This is a genomic window from Micromonospora sp. NPDC005806, from assembly GCF_042871425.1.
Lineage (GTDB): Bacteria > Actinomycetota > Actinomycetes > Mycobacteriales > Micromonosporaceae > Micromonospora.
This window is the reverse complement of record NZ_JBIAIL010000003.1, coordinates 181,706-203,336: the sequence shown is the minus strand read 5'-3', so window position 1 is coordinate 203,336 and position 21,631 is coordinate 181,706. Positions and strand designations below refer to the sequence as shown.

The 21,631-nt window shown below is 72.6% G+C and carries 19 protein-coding genes and 1 riboswitch; of the genes, 11 read left to right on the top strand and 8 right to left on the bottom strand.

Translation table 11 applies throughout. The annotated features are described in order from the left end of the window. The first annotated feature begins 2 nt into the window (after positions 1-2). Together ACFYOS_RS05705 and ACFYOS_RS05700 are read left to right on the top strand one after the other, a co-directional pair. A complete protein-coding gene (locus ACFYOS_RS05705) occupies positions 3-521 on the top strand; it encodes an NUDIX domain-containing protein (RefSeq protein WP_387136232.1) in 519 nt (172 codons plus the stop codon). 108 nt (positions 522-629) lie between these two features. Continuing rightward, positions 630-1,913, top strand: a complete 1,284-nt coding sequence (locus ACFYOS_RS05700) for a sulfite oxidase (RefSeq protein ID WP_387136231.1) — start codon at positions 630-632, stop codon at positions 1,911-1,913. 13 nt (positions 1,914-1,926) lie between these two features. Here the strand turns inward: ACFYOS_RS05700 and ACFYOS_RS05695 are convergent, their stop codons facing one another. The 3 genes from ACFYOS_RS05695 to ACFYOS_RS05685 all read right to left on the bottom strand — a co-directional run bounded on the left by ACFYOS_RS05695 (position 1,927) and on the right by ACFYOS_RS05685 (position 5,041). Beyond that, complete coding sequence (locus ACFYOS_RS05695) at positions 1,927-2,466, bottom strand: RNA 2'-phosphotransferase (RefSeq protein ID WP_387136230.1); 540 nt, start codon at positions 2,464-2,466, stop codon at positions 1,927-1,929. Between the two features lie 689 nt (positions 2,467-3,155). Continuing rightward, complete coding sequence (locus ACFYOS_RS05690; RefSeq protein ID WP_387136229.1) at positions 3,156-3,821, bottom strand: DUF402 domain-containing protein; 666 nt, start codon at positions 3,819-3,821, stop codon at positions 3,156-3,158. Between the two features lie 170 nt (positions 3,822-3,991). Continuing rightward, positions 3,992-5,041, bottom strand: coding sequence for an aldo/keto reductase (locus ACFYOS_RS05685; RefSeq protein WP_387136228.1), 1,050 nt, complete (start codon positions 5,039-5,041; stop codon positions 3,992-3,994). Positions 5,042-5,444: 403 nt separating this feature from the next. Between ACFYOS_RS05685 and ACFYOS_RS05680 the strand changes: the two genes are divergently transcribed. Continuing rightward, positions 5,445-6,728: an RNA-guided endonuclease TnpB family protein gene (locus ACFYOS_RS05680; protein WP_387136227.1), complete on the top strand. Its 1,284-nt coding sequence runs from the start codon at positions 5,445-5,447 to the stop codon at positions 6,726-6,728. Positions 6,729-6,747: 19 nt separating this feature from the next. Further along, positions 6,748-8,382 carry a glucose-6-phosphate isomerase gene (pgi, locus tag ACFYOS_RS05675; RefSeq protein ID WP_387136226.1) on the top strand — a complete coding sequence of 545 codons (1,635 nt, stop codon included), beginning with the start codon at positions 6,748-6,750 and terminating at the stop codon, positions 8,380-8,382. Between the two features lie 44 nt (positions 8,383-8,426). Here pgi and ACFYOS_RS05670 read toward each other — a convergent pair whose 3' ends face one another. Then, on the bottom strand, positions 8,427-8,837 hold the full coding sequence (locus tag ACFYOS_RS05670) for a type II toxin-antitoxin system Phd/YefM family antitoxin (protein WP_387136225.1): 411 nt from the start codon (positions 8,835-8,837) through the stop codon (positions 8,427-8,429). 50 nt (positions 8,838-8,887) lie between these two features. Continuing rightward, complete coding sequence (locus tag ACFYOS_RS05665; protein ID WP_387136224.1) at positions 8,888-9,430, bottom strand: GNAT family N-acetyltransferase; 543 nt, start codon at positions 9,428-9,430, stop codon at positions 8,888-8,890. Positions 9,431-9,490: 60 nt separating this feature from the next. On the opposite strand from ACFYOS_RS05665, the gene ACFYOS_RS05660 reads away from it, so the two are divergent. Together ACFYOS_RS05660 and ACFYOS_RS05655 are read left to right on the top strand one after the other, a co-directional pair. Beyond that, on the top strand, positions 9,491-10,825 hold the full coding sequence (locus tag ACFYOS_RS05660; RefSeq protein WP_387136223.1) for an SWIM zinc finger family protein: 1,335 nt from the start codon (positions 9,491-9,493) through the stop codon (positions 10,823-10,825). Continuing rightward, a complete protein-coding gene (locus ACFYOS_RS05655; RefSeq protein ID WP_387136222.1) occupies positions 10,822-13,368 on the top strand; it encodes a hypothetical protein in 2,547 nt (848 codons plus the stop codon). The genes ACFYOS_RS05660 and ACFYOS_RS05655 overlap by 4 nt, the downstream gene beginning before the upstream one ends. A 53-nt stretch (positions 13,369-13,421) precedes the next feature. On the opposite strand, the gene ACFYOS_RS05650 is transcribed toward ACFYOS_RS05655, so the two are convergent. Genes ACFYOS_RS05650 through ACFYOS_RS05640 form a run of 3 tightly spaced genes read right to left on the bottom strand, consistent with a single transcriptional unit; the run spans position 13,422 to position 17,027 of the window. Next, positions 13,422-15,143, bottom strand: a complete 1,722-nt coding sequence (locus ACFYOS_RS05650) for an acyl-CoA dehydrogenase family protein (protein WP_387136221.1) — start codon at positions 15,141-15,143, stop codon at positions 13,422-13,424. Beyond that, positions 15,140-15,715 (bottom strand): PadR family transcriptional regulator, encoded by a 576-nt coding sequence (locus tag ACFYOS_RS05645; protein ID WP_387136220.1) that lies wholly within the window; start codon positions 15,713-15,715, stop codon positions 15,140-15,142. Before ACFYOS_RS05645 ends, ACFYOS_RS05650 begins: the two co-directional genes overlap by 4 nt. A gap of 55 nt (positions 15,716-15,770) precedes the next feature. Continuing rightward, on the bottom strand, positions 15,771-17,027 hold the full coding sequence (locus ACFYOS_RS05640) for a hypothetical protein (RefSeq protein ID WP_387136219.1): 1,257 nt from the start codon (positions 17,025-17,027) through the stop codon (positions 15,771-15,773). A 136-nt stretch (positions 17,028-17,163) separates the two neighbouring features. On the opposite strand from ACFYOS_RS05640, the gene ACFYOS_RS05635 reads away from it, so the two are divergent. From ACFYOS_RS05635 to ACFYOS_RS05615, 5 genes are all read left to right on the top strand, one after another. Beyond that, positions 17,164-18,714, top strand: coding sequence for an NAD(P)/FAD-dependent oxidoreductase (locus ACFYOS_RS05635; protein WP_387136218.1), 1,551 nt, complete (start codon positions 17,164-17,166; stop codon positions 18,712-18,714). A gap of 82 nt (positions 18,715-18,796) precedes the next feature. Then, positions 18,797-18,907: riboswitch (SAM riboswitch) on the top strand. Between the two features lie 32 nt (positions 18,908-18,939). Beyond that, complete coding sequence (locus ACFYOS_RS05630; RefSeq protein ID WP_387136217.1) at positions 18,940-19,071, top strand: hypothetical protein; 132 nt, start codon at positions 18,940-18,942, stop codon at positions 19,069-19,071. Between the two features lie 105 nt (positions 19,072-19,176). After that, positions 19,177-20,034, top strand: a complete 858-nt coding sequence (locus tag ACFYOS_RS05625; protein WP_387136216.1) for an ABC transporter substrate-binding protein — start codon at positions 19,177-19,179, stop codon at positions 20,032-20,034. A gap of 41 nt (positions 20,035-20,075) precedes the next feature. Continuing rightward, entirely contained in the window at positions 20,076-20,873 is a 798-nt protein-coding gene (locus ACFYOS_RS05620; RefSeq protein ID WP_387136215.1) for an amino acid ABC transporter permease, read from the top strand. After that, positions 20,870-21,619 (top strand): amino acid ABC transporter ATP-binding protein, encoded by a 750-nt coding sequence (locus ACFYOS_RS05615; RefSeq protein WP_387136214.1) that lies wholly within the window; start codon positions 20,870-20,872, stop codon positions 21,617-21,619. Before ACFYOS_RS05620 ends, ACFYOS_RS05615 begins: the two co-directional genes overlap by 4 nt. Positions 21,620-21,631 lie beyond the last annotated feature (12 nt).

Genomic DNA, 21,631 nt, shown 5'->3' with positions numbered 1-21,631 from the left:
GCGTGACCGCTGCTGCACCGTTCTCCCACTGCTCATACTGCGGCTCGGCCTACGCGACGGAGGTCGGCTGGCCGAGGGTCTGCGCGGTCTGCGGGGAGACGGTGTGGCGTAACCCGCTGCCCGTCGCGGTGGCCGTGCTGCCGGTCCGGACTCCGGCCGGCCTCGGCGTGGTGGTGGTCCGCCGCGACATCGAGCCGGCCCGCGGCCAGCTCGCCCTCCCCGGCGGTTTCATCGAGTACGGCGAGGAGTGGTCCGAGGCGCTGGTCCGGGAGCTGCGCGAGGAGACCGGCCTGCTGGCCGAGGCCGACGAGGCGCGGCTGTTCGCGGTGCACGGGGCACCGGCTGGCGGCACCATGATGGTCTTCGGCGTGCTGCCCGAGCGAGCGGTCGGCGATCTGCCGCCGTCCGCCCCGACCGAGGAGGCCACCGAGTGGCTGGTCCTCACCGAGCCGGTCAAGCTGGCCTTCTCCACGCACACCCGGGTGCTCGCCGACTTCCTCGCCGTGCAGCGCGAGCCGTGACGGGCGTGGTGCCGCCGATCGGCGTGGCCTGAGCCCTGACCTGGGCCGACGCCGCGAGAACCGTACTGGTTGAATGCGGTGGCAGCGTCGCCGAGCCGGAGGTCAGCCGTGTCCCGTCCCCCGTCGTCCGAGGAAGCCGACCACGACGCCCGGCGGAGCCGGCAGTGGCTGGCCGGGCAGGCCCAGGGCGCCGGCGTCGCCCGCGACGACCTGCTGGAGCTGGGCTCGGCCATGGCCGCCCTGACCGCCGCCGCGGCGGAACGGGATCCGGTCGCGGTGGCTCCGGCGCCGGTCGGCGTCGACCCGGGAGCGCCGATCGCCAAGCCGTTGCTGCCCGAGCTGCTGCGCCCGCTGGAGACCAACGCGGAGATGCGCTGGGACGCGATGGCCGGGCAGGGGTACGTGGTCCCCAACGACCGCTTCTTCGTCCGCAACCACACGGTGACGCCCCGCCTGGACGCCCGCGCCTGGCGGCTGCGCCTGTTCGGCACCGGGCTGCGCGACGCCCCCACCCGGGACGCCCCGGTCGAGTTCACCCTCGACGAGCTGCGCCGGCTGCCCGCCGAGGAGAGCACCGCGCTGCTCGAGTGCGCCGGCAACGGCCGGCGCTACTTCGCCGACCAGCAGGACGACCCGGCCCCGGGCGTGGCCTGGGACCTCGGTGGGGTCGGGGTGGCCCGGTGGCGAGGCGTACGGCTGGGCACGGTGCTCCGCCTCGCCGGGCTCACCGACGACGCGGTCGACGTGATGCCGGAGGGGCTGGACCCGGACTACGTGACCGGCGGGGCCAACCTCGGCCGGGTCCGCCGGCCCCTGCCGGTGGCCAAGGCCCTCGACGATGTGCTGCTGGCGTACGAGATGAATGGCGAGCCGCTCCCCGCCGACCACGGCTTCCCGGTACGCGTCGTGGTGCCCGGCTGGATCGGCATCTCCTCGATCAAGTGGGTGGGCCCGGTCGAGGTCTCCACCACTCCCCTGTTCTCCCCCTGGAACACCCAGTTCTACCGGATGTTCGGGCCCGGGCATCCGGTCGACGGCGGGGTGCTGGGCGCCCAGTCGGTGAAGAGCGCGTTCGAACTCGCCTGGGACGCCCGCGTGCCGGCCGACGCGGAGGTGCTGCTGCACGGCCGGTCCTGGTCCGGTGCGGGGCCGATCGACCGGGTCGAGGTGGACACCGGTGACGGCTGGCGCCCGGCCGAGCTGGTCGCCGCCGACCGGGGCGGGCCCTGGCAGCGGTGGACGGCCGTCTGGCGCCCCCCGGCGCGCGGCCGCTGGACGTTGCGCGCCCGGGCCACCGACGTCACCGGCGCCGGGCAGCCCGACCGGGCCACGCACAACGACCTGGGCTACCTCTTCGACGGCGTGGTCCGCCACCCGGTCACCGTGGTCTGACCGCCGCCCGGCCTCAGCCGCTCAGGTACGCGGGCGGCACAGCGTCGGTGAGCCAGACGCCGTTGTCGCTGCGGTAGAAGACGAAGCCGTTCTCGGCCATCGCGGCCGCCGCCACGGTGAGGATCACCACCGTGCCGCCCCGGCGGGCCCCGACCCGCTGGGCGGTCGCCACATCCGGCGACAGGTGCACGTGGTGCCGGCGGCCCCGGCGCAGCCCTTCGACGCGGATCGCGCGCAGGACGCCGTCGCTCGTGCCGTGGAAGAGCCGGTCGGGCGGGGTGGCCGGCGCCAGTCCGAGCTCGACCGTAACGGAGTGGCCCTGGTTGGCGCGGATCCGGTCCACACCGTCGGTCCCGCGCGCGACGGCGAATCGCTGCTTGTCGTTGCCGGCGACCACGGCGTCGAGGTCGGCGCGGGTGATCCGCAGCGCGGCGAGCAGATCGGCGGCCGGCACCCAGCCGGCCCGGTCGAGCGCCAGTCCGAACCGGTCCGGCCGGTGCCGCAGCGCCAGGGACATCTGCTTGCTCACCCGGACCAGGTCGCGACGATCCACGGGGAGAGTCTGGCGGAGGACTCGCGGGCCGGTCGAACGGATATCAGCGGGTGGCGGCCGACGTGAGTCGCAGCATCGACCAGTGCTGGTGGGGACGGAAGTCGGTGTAGGTGCCGTCGAAGGGGAAGCCACCTGCCTCGATCGGCTTGACGAGCCGCTCCCCCTCGGCGCGGACGGCAGGCTCCTGCCATCCGCATCGATGAGCCGAGCAAAGTCGCAGCCGGCTGGATGCCAGAGCAGCAGCCCGTCGTTGATGATCTCGCCTGGCTCGAAGAACATCGGAGCAGCGTAGCCAGTCCCGCGGGTTCGGGCGTCATACCTTGTCGCTGCCTTTGGAGCTGACATCACCAACGAATCGCCGCCACCCCCCGCCAGTGCGAGAGGCGGGCAGTGACGAGCCCGCCCGGCCTGGGTGAGTCGTTTACGACATCAGGTCCAAGGCAGCGACAACCAGATCCGCCCCTGACACCCGTGAGGGCGTTTGAGCAGTTCTCGTGATTGGTCGCGTGTCGTGTGGCCGATCGATTGATCGTCCACGATGGTCGGATGCCGCGCGAGCGTCGCTACCCCTCGGACCTCATCGATGCCCAGTGGGCGCTGATCGAACCGCTGCTGCCACCCGGCGCGCGCAGGTGGACGGCCGGAGAACTACCGCCGCGACATCGTCGGCGCCATCTTCAAGCACGCTCTCAGGGCTGGAAGTACTCGGGACCCCAGCAGGTCGCGTCCGCCGGCAACTCCCACCAGTGCGGCATCAACGTCGGCCGCCACGCCGGATCCGGCTGGAAGTCCATCCACCGGCCGTCGAAGGGCGCGGCCCCGGCGCAGGCCAGGGCAAGCAGCCGTTCGCCCTCGGCCCGGACCTCGGCGGCCTCGACTTCATCCCAGAACGCCGGCTCGCCGGTGTACTCGGCGAACGCGTCCTCGTCCTTCCACGACCACCTACCATCCGGATAGACGAGCAGGTCGAGCTCCTGGTCGTAGACGTCGACCCCACCAGCCCACCGGGTGACCGGACGCTCCAGGTTGACATACCAGCCGTCGAAATCGCCGTCCGGTCGCCAGCTCCACCAGACCGAGTGCGCCGCCCCACGCGGCATCAGCATCAGAGTCCGGAAAGGCTCCCACGTACTCAGGCTGAGCATCGTAGTCATCCGCAGCTCCGTGAGCAGCGACAGCTTCCGGGTCGGCTGGCCAGCGCCGTCAACCCGGCGCATGGCCTGTGAGCCCGCCTCGATCCACAGCGCCAGCCCACGCTCGTCGTCGCTGGCCACCCGCCCGCACAGCACCGAGCCGACCCGGCCGTCCGGGTACAGGTGCCGACGGACGATCGTCTGCCCCCGCTCGAAGATCATTCGAGCACCATACCCAATCAAGGCCTGGTAACCCTTGCCCCATACTCGCCGGCCCGAACACGGCAACGTTCAAAAGACAGCTCTGGGGTCGGAGGGTAGCGACGCTGACGCAACGGCGGCGGAGGTCTGCACCCGGGGCCGCCGCGGACACCGACGGTGGAAACTCCCGCTCAGGCGGCCGCCCGTTGCGACAGCGGGCGGCGCCGGCGGGCCGGGTCGGTGAGCACCGGCGGCGCCCAGACGCCGTCCGGCCGGTAGAGGTTGGTGCCGGGCGGCACGATCTCGTCGACCCGGTCGAGCACCGCGTCGTCCAGGGTGAGCGAGGCGCCCTTGAGCAGCCCGTCCAACTGCGCCATCGTGCGCGGTCCGATGATCGCCGAGGTGACCGCCGGGTGCGCCACGGTGAACGCGACGGCCAGTTCGGGAAGCGTGCAGCCCACCTCCTCGGCGAGCGCGGCCAGTTCCTCGACGGCGGCGTACTTGGCGGCGTTGCCGGGGAGCGCGGGGTCGAAGCGGGCCGGGGTGCGCGCCGGCCGGCCGGCGGTGAGATCGACCGACCGGCCCTGCCGGTACCGGCCGGAGAGGAAGCCGGAGGCCAGCGGGCTCCACACCAGGACGCCCATGCCGTAGCGCTGGCAGACCGGCAGCACCGAGGTCTCGATCCCCCGGGCCACGATCGAGTACGGCGGCTGCTCGGTGCGGAACCGGCCGAGCGCGCGCCGTTCGGCGACGTGGTGCGACTCGACGATCTCGTCGGCGGGGAACGTGGAGCAGCCGAAGGCGCGGATCTTGCCGGCCCGGACGAGGTCGGTCAGGGCGCCCAGGGTTTCCTCCACGTCGTTGGTGTGGTCGGGGCGGTGCACCTGGTAGAGGTCGATCCAGTCGGTGTCGAGGCGACGCAGGCTCTCCTCGACCTCCCGGACGATCCAGCGCCGCGAGTTGCCGCCCCGGTTGGGCCCCTCCCCCATCGGGAAGTGCACCTTGGTGGCCAGGACGACGTCGTCCCGCCGGCCCTTCAGCGCCTTGCCGACGATCACCTCGGACTCGCCCGCCGAGTACATGTCGGCGGTGTCCACGAAGTTGACGCCCTGGTCGAGGGCGGCGTGCACGATGCGTACGCAGTCGTCGTGGTCGGGGTTGCCCACCGCGCCGAACATCATCGTGCCGAGGCAGTGGACGCTCACCTCGATGCCGGTGCCGCCGAGGACGCGGTAGCGCATGGATGCTCCTTGTGGGGTGACGCCGCGCGGGCCGGGCGGCGGCCGGTCCCGCCACCGTAGGATTTCGAGTGCGCTCGAGGTCAACGCCGCCCCTCTGGGGGCGGGCAGACAGCCCGCTGACGGCCCGTCGTGATGGGGAGTGGGTAGCTGTCGGCTCCTCCGTGCAGCGATCTATGCTTGCCTATTGTGACCAGCTCCGACCGGATCGGTGAGTTGCCATGCGGGTGAGCCGCTCGGTGGGAGTTGTCCCCGCGAGGGGAACTGGTCGAGGATCTGCTGGCGGTCGTGCGCCCCGCCTCGTGCAGGCCGGACGGGCTGCGACGCTACGAGAAGGAACTCAGTCGGGCGGATCTAGCCGTGGAGGCAGGCGGTGAAGGTCACTCGGATTGCTTACTCGATAGCCGTGAACGAGCGTAAGTACGCGGCGTTGGTGGAGCAGGCGCGCCGGTTGGGTCGGGTTCGTAGTGAGGTGTGGCAGCGGTACGGCTCAGTCGCGGGTGTCGGTTCTGGCTTGAGGGATCGGCAGGTACGGGACCAGTGGCTTGCTAAAGGCACCCACACACGGTTCGGTGTGCTGGCGAACGCGTGGAAGGAGACCGTCCGCGACGCCATGGCCGACATCGCGGCGAACATGGAGGCGGCCAAAGTGCAGGTCCGGAGGGCCATCGACCGGCGCACCAAGGATGCGGCTGAGCGCAAGCGGATGTTCACCGCGCTGAAGGCCGACCAGTGGGCCACTGACCCGTTCCTGGCCCGGCAGATGCGCAAGCGCTGGAAGCGCGGCCACAACCGCATCCGCATTCCGCTGTCGACGACGGTGGCGCCGACGGGGACACTGCGGCTGATCCTCCGCGGCGGCCGGGTCGAGGTGCACTATCAGGTCGACGCGTCGCGGCTGCGATCCTCGCGGCGACCCGGCGGCGACCGGACCATCGGCGTCGACAAGGGCTACACCGAAGCCCTCACCGACTCCGACGGTGATCACCACGGCCCCCGCCTCGGCGAACTGCTGGCAACAGAGTCGGATCGGCTGAAGGAACGCAACCGGCGCCGGGCGAAGCTGCGTTCAATCGCGAACACCGCCGCACGTCGCGGTGATCACGCGAAAGCGCACCGAATCAGGTCCAACAACCTTGGCAGCGTTGAGCGGGAGCGGAAGACGGCCCGGCACCGCTCGCAGGTGCGTACTGAGATCTTCACCGCCGTGCACGAGGTCGTGGACAAGGCCGCCACCGTGGTCGCTGAAGACCTCACCAAACGGTTCGCTGGACGCAAGACGCTCGGTAGGAATGTGAATCGGCGTCTAGCCGCGTGGACCAAGGGGGTCACCGCGGAGGCGCTCAGAAACGTGTCGGAGCGTAGAGGTTCTGCGTTCGTTCCCGTCAATGCCGCCTACACCTCACAAACCTGTCACCGCTGCGGCCGGTTCGGCCGGCGTAGCGGGGATCGGTTTCACTGCACTTGGTGCGGGGTGGTGTGGCAGGCTGATGTGAACGCTGCGATCAACATCCTGCAGCGAGCAGGCGATCCCGACATCGCCCTGCACACCCCACACCATGTGGTGAAGCAGATCCTGCAGGATAGGACCGATCGCCATCGGACCAGACTGCCGGTCCAGGACTCCAGCCCGGCACCAGCCGAGCGGAGAGCGAACCATCCGAACCGCTCAGCAATGAGCAACGAGTAGGAAGCAGAAGATCGACCCGATGGCTGTGGACGTCACCACCACCGACGAATGGCAGGCGCTGCGCAAGCACGCTGAGGCGATGCGCGGCACGCACCTGCGGGAGCTGTTCGCCGCCGACGGACAGCGGGGCGAGCGACTCACCGGCGAGGTCGCCGACCTGCACGTGGACTACAGCAAGAACCTGGTGACCGACGAGACGATCGCCCTGCTCACCGTGCTGGCCGAGAAGGTCCGGCTGAGCGACCGGATCGCCGCCATGTTCGCCGGGAAGCACATCAACTCCACCGAGGACCGGGCCGTCCTGCACACCGCACTGCGCCTGCCCCGCGACGCGTCGCTGGTGGTGGACGGGCAGGACGTCGTCGCCGACGTGCACCGGGTGCTGGACCGGATGTCGGCCTTCGCCGAGCGGGTGCGCTCCGGCACGTGGCGCGGCCACACCGGCGAGCGCATCACCACCGTGGTCAACATCGGCATCGGCGGCTCCGACCTGGGGCCGGTGATGGCGTACGAGGCGCTCAAGGCGTACCGGGACGCGGGGATCAGCTGCCGGTTCGTGTCCAACATCGACCCGACCGACATCCACGACAAGACGACCGACCTGGATCCGGCGTCCACGCTGTTCATCGTGGTTTCCAAGACGTTCTCCACTCAGGAGACCCTCGCCAACGCCAACCAGGCCCGGCGCTGGCTGCTGGCCGGGCTGGACGCCGACGATTCGGCGGTCGCCCGGCACTTCGTCGCGGTGAGCACCAACGAGCAGCGGGTCCGCGACTTCGGCATCGACCCGGAGAACATGTTCGGCTTCTGGGACTGGGTGGGCGGCCGGTACTCGCTGCCCTCGGCGGTCGGGCTGTCGGTGATGCTGGCGATCGGGCCGGAGCGGTTCCGGGAGATGCTGGCCGGCTACCACGCCGTCGACGAGCACTTCCGCAGCACGCCGGTGGAGCGGAACGTGCCGGCGCTGCTGGGCCTGCTGAACGTCTGGTACACCGACTTCCTCGACGCGGAGACCCACGCGGTGCTGCCGTACGCGCAGTATCTGCACCGGTTCCCGGCGTACCTGCAGCAGCTCACCATGGAGAGCAACGGCAAGTCGGTGACCCGCGACGGCCGGCCGGTGACGTACCCGACCGGGGAGATCTTCTGGGGCGAGCCCGGCACCAACGGGCAGCACGCCTTCTACCAGCTCATCCACCAGGGAACGCGGCTGATCCCGGCCGACTTCATCGGGTTCAGCCAGCCCAACCACGACCTCGGCGACATGCACGACCTGTTCATGTCGAATTTCTTCGCGCAGACCGCCGCGCTGGCGTTCGGCCGGACGAAGGAGCAGGTCGAGGCGGAGGGCACGCCGGCCGAGGTGGTCCCGCACCGGGTGATGCCGGGCAACCACCCGACCACGTCGATCCTCGCCCCGAAGCTCACCCCCTCGACGCTGGGCCAGCTGATCGCCCTCTACGAGCACATCGTCTTCACCGAGGCCGCGGTTTGGGACCTCAACGCGTTCGACCAGTGGGGTGTGGAGCTGGGCAAGGTGATGGCCAACCAGCTCGCGCCGAAGCTCACCGGCAGCTCGGCGGAGCTGGGCGACGTGGACTCCTCCATCGCCGCGCTGATCCGCCGCTACCGCGCCGAGCGCGGCCGGGACTGACGCGTACGTCGGCGGCGGCCCCGGATCGGGTGGCCGCCGGCGGGTCAGTCGCGCAGCAGGTCGGCGTGGGCGGCGCGGAGCCGGGCGAGCGCCGGGTCGCCGGCCGGGGCGCGGCGGTCGAGTTCGGCCCAGACCTCGGCGAGGGCGTCGACGAGCGCACGCCGCTCGGCGGCGTGCCGCCGGGTGCTCTGCCGGTGCTGCTCCTCCAGGCGGCGGGACCAGCCGGCGCTGATCGCGGCGATCCGCTCGGAGTCGGCGCGGGTCTGCGTCGTCGTGCGGGCGGCGGGGGCGGGCACGATCGCGGCGATCGGTCGGGGATCGCCGTCGCGGGTGACGATGGTGACGGTGTCGGTCAGCTCGGCGAGGGCGACGAGCTGGGTGAGCCGGGTGCGGACCTCGCGCAGCGGCAGGGCGCGCGGCTCGGGGGACCGGTCGGCCAGTGCGGGGGCAGCCATGGACACATGTTCACGTCCAGGTACGACAAAACTCCGCCGGCAGCGACGCGTCAGGGCTTCCATTCCGGGGCCAGCACCGACCAGACCTCCATGTCGGCGCGGCCGGTCGGCGTCGGCGCAGCCTCGCGGAGGACACCGTCGCGGCTCATGCCCAACCGCCGCGCGACGGCGATGCTGCGGTCGTTGCCGGCCTTGGTCACCCACTCCACGCGATGGATGCCGCGCTCCCGGATCGCCCAGTCGATGATCACGCGGGCGGCACGGGTGACCAGCCCTCGGCCCTCGGCCGCCTGCTCCAGCCAGCAGCCGGCCTCGCCGACGCCGGTGGTGGTGTTGAGCGAGACGAACAGCACCCCACCGACCAGGGTGCCGCGCTGCCAGATGCCCCAGATACCGCCGTCGTCGCGGGCCCACCGGTCGGCGTAGTTCTGCAGCACCTTGCGGGCGGACTCGGCGTCGGTGGCCACGAAGGACGCACCGACCCAGGGGGAGATGTGCTCCCGGCACCGGTCCAGGTTGGCGAGGAACTCGTCGGCGTGCCACGGGTTGAGCGGCCGCAGCTCGGCGTCGTCGGTCAGGGGAAGTGCGAACACGGGGAGAAACGGTAGCAGGGCGGGGCGTGGATGTCGGTCCGTCGCCCTACGGTGTGCGCCGTGAACGCCGTCCAGACGTACCGATACCTCCAGCCGTCCGCGCTGCGCCCCGCCGGTCTCGACCTGCAGACCTGCGGTGGCCCGGCGGCGAACCCGCGGTTCTTCTCCGGGTTCCTCACCACCCCCGCGGCAGCCGCCGCCGGGCTGCTCGCCGTGGCCGAGGTGGCCCGGACCCGCTATCACCAACCGGTCAGCCCGGCGAGCCTGGACCCGGTGGTGACGGGCAGCCGGGACCGGTTGCGCTTCGAGTCGTTCTCCGGCTGCTGCGGGGTGTACGCCCGGATGGACGTGCTGCCGGCGGGCGTCGACGGCGAGATCGTCGGGCACGGCACCACCAACGTCGACGTCAACCCGCCGCTGCGGGAGGCGCTGGCCCGGGTCGGCGGGCTCGAACCGCTGCACCTGACCGTCGGCCCAGATGACCTGACGGTCGCCACGATGGACGGTGCGGTGGTGGAGAAGAAGGTCCCGCTGCCGGGCCGCTGGCTGCGCGGCTTCGCCGAGGTGCAGGTACTCACCGCGGGATTCGAGCCGCGGGCCGAGATCCCGGCCGCGGAGGCGGCGGCGTTCCTGCGCCGGCTCCCCGGTGGCACCGACCGGTCGGTGCTCTGGGCGGTGCCCGCCGGGCATACCCTCCGGCTGACCTCGCGGCCCGCGCCCGGTGCCGTCTGCCTGGCCGGCGCGGGCCGGCTGGCGGCGCTGCGCGGCCTGCTCCGGCATGCGCGTGCCCTGCGGGTGTACGGGCCACCGGTGCGGGCCGGCTCCCCCGCCGTGCCGAGCACGTGGGAACTCGACACCGGGGCGCTGCGGCTGTCGCTGACCCTCTCCCCGGAGCCGTACCGGGGGTTCTCCGGTGAGGGCGCCGCCCTGCTGGCGCTCGCCGGCGACGAGGTGGTCGACGACGCGGAGCTGGTCGCCGCGCTGCTCTCCTGGGACCCGACTATCGACGTCGCCGCGCTCGCCGACGCGGCCGGCCTGCCCGACGACCGGGTACGCGCCGCCCTCGCCCAGCTCGGCACCGCCGGGCGGGTCGGCTACGACGTGGCCGACGGCGGGTACTTCCACCGGGTCATGCCGTACGACGCGGGGCGGGCCGAGCGGGACAACCCCCGCCTGGTCGGCGCCCGGGTGTTGGTCGAGCACGGCGCGGTCGCCGGGCAGGGCGAGCACGCCACGGTGCGCAGCGGCGACGAGGTCTACCGGGTGCGGCGGCTGCCCGACGGCGCGTACACCTGCTCCTGCCGGTGGTGGGGGCGGCACCGTGGGCAGCGCGGGCCCTGCAAGCATGCCCTGGCGGTGTCGATGGTGGCGGCGCCGGCGGAGGTGCGGGCGTGACGGACTTCTTCGAGTCCCTGGTCCGCGGGGACGTGCCCGCCGTCCGGTCGGTGCTGCACGCGTTGGACGAGCCGGCCCGCCGGGCGCTCGGCGAGGAGGTAGTCGCCCACGTCCGGCGGCGGCGGGACAACTGGTGGTGGGGGAAGGAGGCGACCGCCCTGGCGGTGGCGGTCGTCGGCACGCTCAGCACCGCGACGAAGGCCGCCGCACTGCTCGGTCGGCGGTCGGTCATGCTGCGGGACGCCGACCCGGAGCAAGTGGTCGCCATGGCCCGCCAGCGGGGCGTGACCTGGCTGCCCGAGCTGGCGTACAAGCTGGCCGACCGGCTGCGCCGCAGCGAGCCGTGGGAAGGCTGGCACTTCGCGGCGGGGCTGCTGCTGGCAGAGAAGGTGGCGCCGCCGACCGGGGACGCGTTCGTCGCCGGCTGGGCGTACGCGATGTGGTGGCAGCGGCCCCACGACCGGCCACAGCAGCTACCGCTGGTCGACCGGCTGCGCGCCGATCCGTTCCTGGACGTGCTGCTGCCCCGGTTGTTCGAGGTGGACGGCGTCGGCGCCGACCTGACGTTCGGCGGTGACCGGCAGGCGGCGCCCCGGGCCCTGGCCGCGCTGGCGGCGGAGGGGCGGATCGACCGGGCGGTCCTGCTGGACGGGGTTCTCGGTCGGCTGCTGCGCGGGGACCGGCCGGTCGCGCTGCGCCCGTTCCTGGCCCTGCACGACCTGCTGGCACCGACCCCGGAGGAGGTGGCGGCGCGGTCCAGCGGGTACCTGCGGCTGCTCGCCGACGCGCCCGGGCCGGTCGCCATGGCGGCGCAGCGGGCACTGCGGGACTCTGGTGACTCGGTGGAGCTGGAGTCCCTGTTGGAGGCCGCCCGCACGATGCTGACCCGGCCGGACAAGACGCTGGTACGGGCGCAGCTGTCCTGGCTGGACCGGCTCGCCGGGCAGTGGCCGGGCCGGGCGGCGGAGATCGGGGCCGTCCTCGCGGTGGCTGCCGAGCATCCCGCAGCGGACCTGCGGGACCGGGCGGTGGCGCTGGCGGAGCGGCACGGCCACCGGCCGGCCCCCGCCGTCGCGGTGCGGGTGGCCGGTGACGAGCTCCCGCCCCCGGCACCGGTGGCGGCCACCCCGCCCCCGATCACCGAGGTGGACGAGCTGGTGGAGGAGGTGTCGGCGCTGCTCGGCGGGCGCTGGCCGGCGCTGGCGGTCGAGCGGGTCGCCGACGGGCTGGTCCGGCTGGGCACCACCGACCGGGACCGGTTGGCAGCCGCCCTGCTGCCGGTGCTGCGGCACCACCGGGTGGGCGCCGACGACCACATCTGGGCGGTGTTCAACCTGTCGGTCCAGCTGCACGGGGTCCTGCTGGCCGCCGCTGCACAGGCCGAGGCGGCCACCCGCCGCGATCAGTGGGCCGGCATCCTCACCGAGTCCCGCCCCCGCACGCCGCGCCCGTTCCGGGGTGGTCCGGCCGGCCCGCCGGCCCGCCGGCCCGCGCCGACTCAGCTGTACTGTGCCCGGCTCGCCGAGGTCGGCCAGCGGCTCGACGGACGGGACGACCCCGGCCTGCTCGCCGCGCCCACCTCGGTCACCGGCGCCGTCGACCCGGCCGCGCTGTACGACCGATTGGCCGTCCTGGGCGACCGCCCGGTCTGGCGGTGGGATCTCACCCAGGCGCTGCTGCGGCTGCCGGCCAAGGTGGACGAGGGGCTGGCGGCAAAGGCGGCGGCGCTCGGCACGCCGGCCGGCGCCGAGCTGGCCGGCTGGCTGCGCGGGGACACCCTCCCGGCACCGGTCCACCAGGTGGTGACGGTCGGCCGGCGGGAGCGGGTGGGCAGCTACGACTTCCGGTACGACCGGTTGCCCGGCCGGCGGACCGTGGTCGCCACCACCCCACCCGACGGTGTAGCGGATCCGCTCGGGCTGCTCACCGTGCCCGAGCACCTGGTCGGGCGGGGGCACGGCGGCTGGGGGGACCTGTGGCCCGCCCTGCTGCCCGGGCATCGGGACCTGGTCGCCGCACACCTCATACCCGAGGTCGCCAGGGCGGCGCAGGAGGACGTCCGGGAGGGCGCTACGGTCCTGCCGGCGCTGGCCGAGTGCACCGGCACGGGCGGCCCGGCGCTCGACCTGGCGCTGGCGTACGGGCTGTGCGCCCGGCACGAGGTGGACCGGGTCGCCGCGCTCGACGCCCTGCTGATGCTGGCGACGGCCGGGGACCTGGATGCGCCGGCCGTGGGCGGGCGGCTGGGCGCGCTGGCGGCGGACGGCCAGGTGACCCTCGCCCGGGCGGCGACCCCGCTGCGCGACGCGGTCGCCGCGGGCGCCCGGCTGAGCACCTGGCGGCTGCTCGCCGCGGCGCTGCCGCCGCTGCTGGCCACGCCGACGCCGCCGCGGGGCACCCCAGACCTGCTCACCCTCGCCGCGGAGACCGCCACTGCGACCGGGGTACGCATCGAGGTGCCCGGCCTGGCCGACGTGGTGGCGCGGGGCGGCGGCACCCGGCTGGTGACCGAGGCCCGCCGGCTCACCACCGCGCTGGCCTGACGGACCTGGGACTGGCCGACCCCCGCCGTGCGGGCCGGGGTCGGCCGGATCGGTCAGGGATTCATCTCGTACGCGCCGGCGAGGGCGACGACCCGGTCCCAGACCCGGGCGGTGCGGTCGGCGTCGCGGACCGGGCGGCGGACGTGCGCCAGGGCCCAGGCGGCCTGCTCGTCGCTGGTGGCCGCCTTGCCGTGCAACTCGGTGGCGTAGCCGGAGAAGTCCCGGACCAGCAGGTTGAAGATCTCGTCGAGCAGGTCCGCGTCGAGGCCGGTCAGCTCGGCCTGTTCGAGGATGAGCTGGCCGTAGACGAGCAGGGCGAAGAGCTGGCCGAGGGTGAGCAGGAAGTCCAGGTCGCGCTGCTGGGCCTCGTCGGGGGCGTGCGCGGCGAGCAGGGCGGCCAGCCCGTCGGCCTGCTCCCGGAACCGGGCCACGTTCGGCACGTGGGCGTATGCGTCGTACGGGATGCGCCAGTCGTGGAAGCGGATCGCGCCGAGGCCGCGGGCCGGGCCCTGCCGGAAGAGGAACTCGTCGTCGGCCGGGTCCCGGCGGGTCGCCACGGGCAGGTGCTCGGCCGGGCGGAACAGGTAGTTCGGCAGGAACTTGAGGATCAGCGCCAGGTTGACGTGCACCGTCCCCTCCAGCTTCGGCAGGCCGCGGATGTCCTTGGCGGCCTTGTCGAAGTAGGTGTCGGCCTCGAAACCCTTGGCGGCGATGACGTCCCAGAGCAGGTCGATGACCTTCTCGCCCTCGGTGGTGACCTTCATCTTGGTCATCGGGTTGAACAGCAGGTATCGCCGGTCGTCCGGGCCGGCCGAGCGGAAGTAGTCGACCGCCCGGTCGCTGAACAGCTTCATCGCGACGAGGCGGGCGTACGCGTCGGTCAGCTCGCGCCGCACGTGCGGGAAGTCGGTGACCCGCCGGCCGTACAGGATCCGGCGGTGGGCGTGGGTGACCGCCTCGTACATGGCGTGCTCGCAGATGCCGATGGAGGCGGTGCAGAGGTTGAACTTGCCGACGTTGACGGTGTTCAGCGCGGCGTCGAAGGCGGCCTGGCCGGTGTGCAGCACGTCCTCGGCGCGGACCGGGTAGTCCGCCAACCGGAACTCGCTGACGTACATCTGCGCGTTGACCACGTTGCGGACCAGCCGGTAGGCGGGGTGCCGGCTGTCGGCGGCGAAGAAGACGTACCCCTCGGGGCCCTCGACGTCGGCGCGGCGGCCGAAGACGGAGACCAGCCCGGCGACGTTGCCGTTACCGATGTAGTACTTGCCGCCGGTGGCCCGGAAGCCGCCCTCGCCGTCGGGGGTGAGCAGCATGTCGGTGGAGTAGATGTCGGCGCCGTGCGGCCGCTCCGAGAGGCCGAAGGCCGTCACGTGCCCCTCGTCGAGCAGCGCGGCGGCGCGGGCCCGGGCGGCGGCGTTGCCGCTCTGCCAGACCGGGCCGAGGCCGAGCACGGTCACCTGCCAGGTGTACCAGTAGCCGAGGCCGTAGAAGCCGAGGATCTCACTGAGCGCGGCGTTGCGCGCGGTGTCCCAGCGCTTGTCCGGGTCGCCGCCGGCGTCGGCCGCCGGGGTGAGGAAGGTGGCGAAGAGACCCTCCTTGGCGGCGAAGTCGAGGAAGTCGGCGTACCACTCGTGGTGGTTGTAGCTGTCGACCAGGGCCCGCTTGCCGCGCTGCTCGAACCAGTCGACGGTGGCACGCAGCAGCCGCCGCGAGGTGTCGTCGAGGTGGGCGGGGTCGTAGGTGTGCGGGTGGAACAGCAGCGGATCGGTCACGAGTCGGCCTTCCTGAGCGGGGCGGGGTCGAGGTCGCGGAGGGTGGTGAGGACGTCGTCGAGCCAGGCCAGCACCATCCGCTCGTACGCGATGCCGCCGCGCAGCACGACGTGCTGGAGCGCACCGCGGGCGTCCAGGGCGGCGGGGTCGGGGAAGTCGCGGCGTTCGCCGGCCCGGTAGCCGGCGAGGGTGGCCTCGTGGTCGGCGCGGTAGCGCTCGACCTCGGCGACCAGGGCGGCGCGACCGGTCGGGTCGTCGAACGCGGCGCCGCGGATCTTGACGGCCAGTTCGTGCCGGACCGCCTCCGGCTGCACCGGGGCGCGCAGCCAGGTGACCAGGGCGGACCGCCCGCCGGGGGTGACCGACCAGATCTTCTTGTCGGGCAGCCCTTCCTGGCCGACCTCCTCGGCGGTGATCCACCGGTCGGCCTCCATCCGCTTGAGCACCCGGTAGATCTGCTGGTGGGTGGCGGTCCAGAAGCGGCCGATGGACCGGTCGAAGCGTCGGGCCAGCTCGTAGCCGGAGGCGGGCTGCTCCAGCAGCGAGACCAGGATGGCGTGCTCCAGCGACATGCCGGACATCCTGCTGTGCAACTCGTTGCATAGCAAGGCCCGGGAACGGGCGGGCTCAGATGATGAAGTGCGTCCAGTAGGTCAGCCACACCACGAACAGGGCGCCCTGGAGCACCGCCAGGCCGGCGGTCAGCCAGGTGTCGAGGGTGGTTCGGCGGGCCCAGCGGGCCAGGACCAGAGCGACCGGGAAGGCGGCAAGCAGATAGCGGAGCAGGCTCCGGTACACCGGCGGCCCGATCGACAGCGGCACCAGCACCACGATCAGGCTGTAGACCAGGTAGGGCAGCTCGGCCCGGCGGAGGCCGACGAGGACGATCACCAGCACCGCCACGGCCAACCCGACCCGTAACACGTCAACGGGCGGGCCGGTCAGCCCGTGGACGATCACCGCCAGCGGGTTCTGCACGCTGACGCCCCAGCCCTGCTCCTGGGCGTGCTTGTACGCGAACCAGTCGCCGCTCTGCCACCGGCCGAACGCCATGAAGGTCAGCCACCCGGCCGGTACGAGCACCAATGGCCAGCCGACCCGCAGGTACCGCGCGAGCGACCGGAGCCCGAGACGGTAGCCGTGCTGGCGCAGCAGCACCAGGGCGAGCGGGACGACCACCAGGAAGCCGATCGAGCGGCTCAGCGCCAGGAAGAAGCCGACGAGCCCGACCAGCGGCCAGCGGCCCTGCTCGGCATACCAGAAGGCGGCCAGGGCGAGGCAGAGGAAGAGCGACTCGGTCAGCGCCGCCTGGAACAGGAAGGCGGTCGGCAGGAGCAGGAGGTACCGGGTGAACCGGCGCCCCGCCGCCCCCGCGCCGCCGTCGCCGAGCAGGCGGCCGCCGAGCTGATGGGCGTAGTAGAGCTGGAACACCAGGGCGACGTTGCTGACCAGCAGCAGCGCCCACGCGGTGTGCCCGCCGAGCAGTACGGCGAACGGCCGGGCCAGGAACGGGTAGAGCAGCGGGAAGGCGAAGTCCCGCCAGGGCTCGTCCAGGGGCAGTCGCGCCAGCCGGTCGTAGAGGAACGAGTCCCAGGCGAACCAGAGGGAGATCCACCGGTGCGGCGAGATGGCGCGCTGCTGGACGCGCATCAGCGTCTCGTCAGCCGGGGGCGCGCCCGGAACGCCGTCCCAGGCGGCCAACGCCATCACGCCGACCAGGCTCAGCACGACCTTCGACCCGACGAAGACCGCGAGCACGAAGCCCCACGGGGCGGGCACCCGGTCGGCGAGCCCGGACGCCGCGCGACCCAGCGGTCGCATCCGGTCGCGCACGCCGGAGCGGCGCACAACGGTGGCGGCGCCGGTCCACCGCCCGTCCCCCATGAGTGGATTGTTCCCCGGGGCCGAGGCGGAGACGGCCGGATGCCCGCGACATTCGCCCGCACGGCGCAGGTGAGACGGGGCGTGGGGCGGGTATGCGCGCTGCCGCATCGACAGGCGGCGGGGGGCTCGGGGCACCATGAGCGATGACAACGGCACCGTGATCATCGGCGCGGGGCCGGCCGGGCTGACCGCCGCGTACGAGCTGCTCCGACACGGGGAGGCGGTCCGCGTCTTCGAGGCCGACGAGGTGGTGGGCGGAATCAGCCGCACGGTCGAGCGGGACGGCTGGCGTTTCGACATCGGCGGGCACCGGTTCTTCACCAAGGTCTCCCGGGTCGAGGCCTTCTGGCACGAGCTCCTGCCCGACGAGGACTTCCTGCTCCGGCCCCGGATGAGCCGGATCTACTACCGTGGCGCGCTCTACGACTACCCGCTGAACGCCCGCAACGCCCTGCGCAACCTGGGGATCGTCGAGGCGCTGCGCTGCGTCGGTTCGTACGGGTGGGCGCGGCTGCGGCCGCCGAGGAACCAGTCGCACTTCGAGGGCTGGGTGTCGGCCCGGTTCGGCTGGCGGCTCTACTCGATCTTCTTCAAGACGTACACGGAGAAGGTCTGGGGGATGCCGGCCGACCGGTTGCAGGCGGACTGGGCCGCGCAGCGGATCAGGAACCTCTCGCTCGCCAAGGCGGTGCGCAACGCCCTGCTGCCCCGGCCCGACCGCACGGACGTGACCAGCCTGATCGAGGAGTTCCAATACCCGAAGTTCGGCCCCGGGATGATGTGGGAGCGCTGCGCGGAGGAGGTGGAAAAGCGGGGCGGCTCGGTGCGTACCGGCACCCCGGTGATCGCGGTGCACCGGGACCCGGCGGCCCGACGGGCGACCGGTGTCACGGTGGCCGACCTGGGCGGGGAACGGGTCGAGCCGGCCGACCACGTGATCTCCTCGATGCCGATCTCCGCGCTGGTGCGGGCGCTGCGTCCGGCTGCCCCGCCCGCGGTGATCGCCGCCGCCGACGATCTGCGCTACCGGGACTTCCTGACGGTCGCGCTGGTCGTCCCGGCCGAGTTCTCGTTCCCCGACAACTGGATCTACGTGCACGATCCGACTGTGCGGGTGGGGCGGATCCAGAACTTCGGCTCCTGGTCGCCGTACCTGGTCAAGGACGGGCGCACCTGTCTCGGCCTGGAGTACTTCGTCTTCGAGGACGACGAGATGTGGCGTACGCCGGACGAGCGACTCGTCACGCTCGCCACCGCGGAGCTGGAGCGGCTCGGCCTGGTCCGGCCCGGGTGCGTGGAGGCCGGCCACGTGGTACGGATGCCGAAGGCGTACCCGGTCTACGACGAGCGGTACCAGCGGAACGTGGACGTGATCCGCGCCTGGCTGGCCCGCGAGGTGCCGAACGTGCATCCGGTCGGGCGCAACGGCATGCACCGGTACAACAACCAGGACCACTCGATGTTGACGGCCATGTTGACCGCGGAGAACATCGCCCACGGCGCCCGACACGACGTCTGGACCGTCAACGTGGAGCAGGAGTACCACGAGCAGCGGTCGTCCGGTGACGGCCGGCACGGCACCGGCCGGGACGCGCCGATCCTGCCGGCCCGCCCGAGCGGGCGGGTCGGGTACCGCCGGATCGGGCCGGTCCGAGCTGCCCGAACCACTCCGGTGCGCCGCCCCTGAGCCGACGCGGGTATGGACGCGACGTGAGGGTGGTCATAACGGCTGGACGGGCCCGGCGGGGCTGCTGCTAGCCTTCTCGGCAGGTCATGAGCGCCAGCGCCAAGCCCCGGCTCGCTGGCCGGCAACCCTCCTCCGCGGTGGGGTGCCCCGGGTGAAGACCAGGCACCGGCAGCCGCCGGTGCAAGCGTGGCCTGGTACCCAGGTCATCACCGACCAGGGAGCACCATGTCTGCACACTTCCGCACCCCGCCCGTCGACGTCGTCGCATACCCGGCCGGTTTCGCGCTGGTCAAGCGCCGCCACGTCGACCTGATGCGGGTGTGCAGCGACGCCTGTCGCCGCGCCGGCGCGCGCTGAGCGCCACTCCCCCTTTTTTCTCGATCCACCTCCGCGGCTCCGCCCCTTCTCGGCGAGCCGTCGTCGGCGCGCGCCCGCGCCGACGGTCCAGTCTGGAGAAAACACGTGCGCATCCGTTCCGCCCTGACCCGCGTCGCCGTGCTCGGCGCCGCCGCCCTGCTCGCCGCCACCGGCCTCACCGCCTGCGGCGACGACGGCTCCACCAGCGAGGCCGCCAACCCGTACGGCCTGCTGCAGCCCGGTGTGCTGCGGGCCGGCACGCTCACCGACGCCCCGCCGAACGTGTACCTGAAGGACGGTAAGTTCACCGGCTTCGACAACGACCTGCTCACCGCGGTCGCCGCCAAGGCGGGCCTGAAGGTCGAGTTCGTGGGCACCGACTTCTCGGCCCTGCTGTCGCAGGTCAACAACCACAAGTTCGATGTGGGCAGCTCCTCCATCACCATCACCGAGGCGCGGAAGAAGACCGTCGACTTCGGCAACGGCTACGACTTCGGCTACTTCGGACTCGACGTGCCGACCGGCTCGTCGATCACGAGCTTCGACCAGCTCGCCGGCAAGCGGGTGGTGGTCGTGCAGGGCACGGTGCAGGACGACTTCGCCACGAAGCAGAACCTGAACCCGGTGCGGGTGCCGGACTACAACGGCGCGGTCAACCAGCTCAAGGCCGGCACCGCCGACGCCTGGATCGCCCCGGCCGAGATCGGCGACAAGTCCGCCGCCGACAGCAACGGCAAGATCAAGGTGGCCGCCAAGCAGCTCAGCCCGGCCCCGACCGCGTACGCCGTGGCCAAGGGCAACGACAAGCTGCGCGAGGCGCTGGACAAGGGCCTCGACGAGGTGATCGCCGACGGCACCTGGAGCAAGCTCCAGGCGCAGTACTACCCCGGCCGGCCCGTGCCGGCCGACTTCAAGCCGGGCAGCGGCACGGTCGCGGTGCCGTCGCCGTCGGCGGCTTCCTGACCTACGACGACGAACGAGCGGGGCGGTAGGAGGGACGTCTGATGGATCCATTGAGTACTCTGTGGGAGACCTTCTTCGACTGGGACTCCATGCGCGAGGCGCTGCCCGAGATGCTCACCGTCGGGCTGCCGAACACGCTGATCCTGGCGGTCTCCGCCGCCCTGCTCGGCTCGGTGCTGGGCATGCTGCTGGCCGTCGCGGGCATCTCGCGTACCCGGTGGTTGCGGTGGCCGGCGCGGGTCTACACCGACGTGTTCCGCGGCCTGCCGGCGGCGGCGACCATCCTGCTCATCGGCGTCGGCCTGGCGCCGCTGGGCATGGAGGTCTGGGGCCCCAACCCCTACCCGCTGGGCGTGCTGGCGCTGTCACTGATCGCCGCCGCCTACATCGGCGAGATCTTCCGTTCCGGGATCCAGAGTGTGGAGGCCGCCCAGCTGGAGGGGGCCCGGGCGCTCGGCTTCTCCTGGGGGGAGGCGATGCGCCTCGTCATCGTCCCGCAGGGCGTACGCCGGGTGCTGCCCGCCTGGGTGAACCAGCTCATCGCCCTGATCAAGGACTCCAGCCTGGTCTACTTCCTCGGCCTGGTCGCCAGCCAGCGCGAGCTGTTCCGGATCGGCCAGGACTACGCGGCCACCACCGGCAACGAGTCCGCGCTGCTGCTGGCCGGCCTGTGCTACCTGGCGCTGACCGTGCCGCTGACCCACGCGGTCAACTGGATCGACCGGCGGCTGCGCCAGGGCCGCACAGTCGCCGTCGCACCGGACGACGCCGACGACGCCGGTCTGGCCGTGGCCGGTGAGACCGCCCTGCCCACCACCGGACGGAAGGATCCGCGATGAGCACCGCGACCGCCACCGCCACCTCGGTCAGCCTCGCCGTCCGCGACGTGCACCTGGCCTTCGGGGCGCACCAGGTGCTGCGCGGCGCCGACCTCGACGTCGCCCGGGGCGCCACCGCCTGCGTGATCGGCCCGTCCGGCTCCGGCAAGTCGACCCTGCTGCGCACCATCAACCGGCTGATCGAACCGGACCGGGGCGACGTGCTGCTGGACGGCAGCAGTGTGCTGCGCGACGACCCGGACGCGCTGCGCCAGCGGATCGGCATGGTCTTCCAGCAGTTCAACCTCTTCCCGCACATGACCGTGCAGCGCAACATCACCCTCGCCCTGCGCAAGCTCAAGAAGCTGCCCGAGGACGAGGCGGTGCAGATCGCCCGGGCCCAGCTGGACCTGGTCGGGCTGGCCGGCAAGGCCGACGCCCGGCCGGCGCACCTCTCCGGCGGCCAGCAGCAGCGGGTGGCGATCGCCCGCGCGCTGGCCCTGCGGCCGCAGGTGATGCTCTTCGACGAGGCCACCTCGGCGCTCGACCCGGAGCTGGTCAAGGGCGTGCTCAGGGTGATGGCCGACCTGTCGGCCGCCGGCATGACCATGGTGGTGGTCACCCACGAGATGGGTTTCGCCCGCCAGGTGGCCGACACGGTGGCCTTCATGGACGCCGGCGTGGTCCTGGAGGCCGGCGAGCCGGCCGCCGTGTTCGAGGCGCCGGAGCATCCGCGGCTGCGCCGCTTCCTGTCCCAGGTGCTCTGACCTCCGCGACCG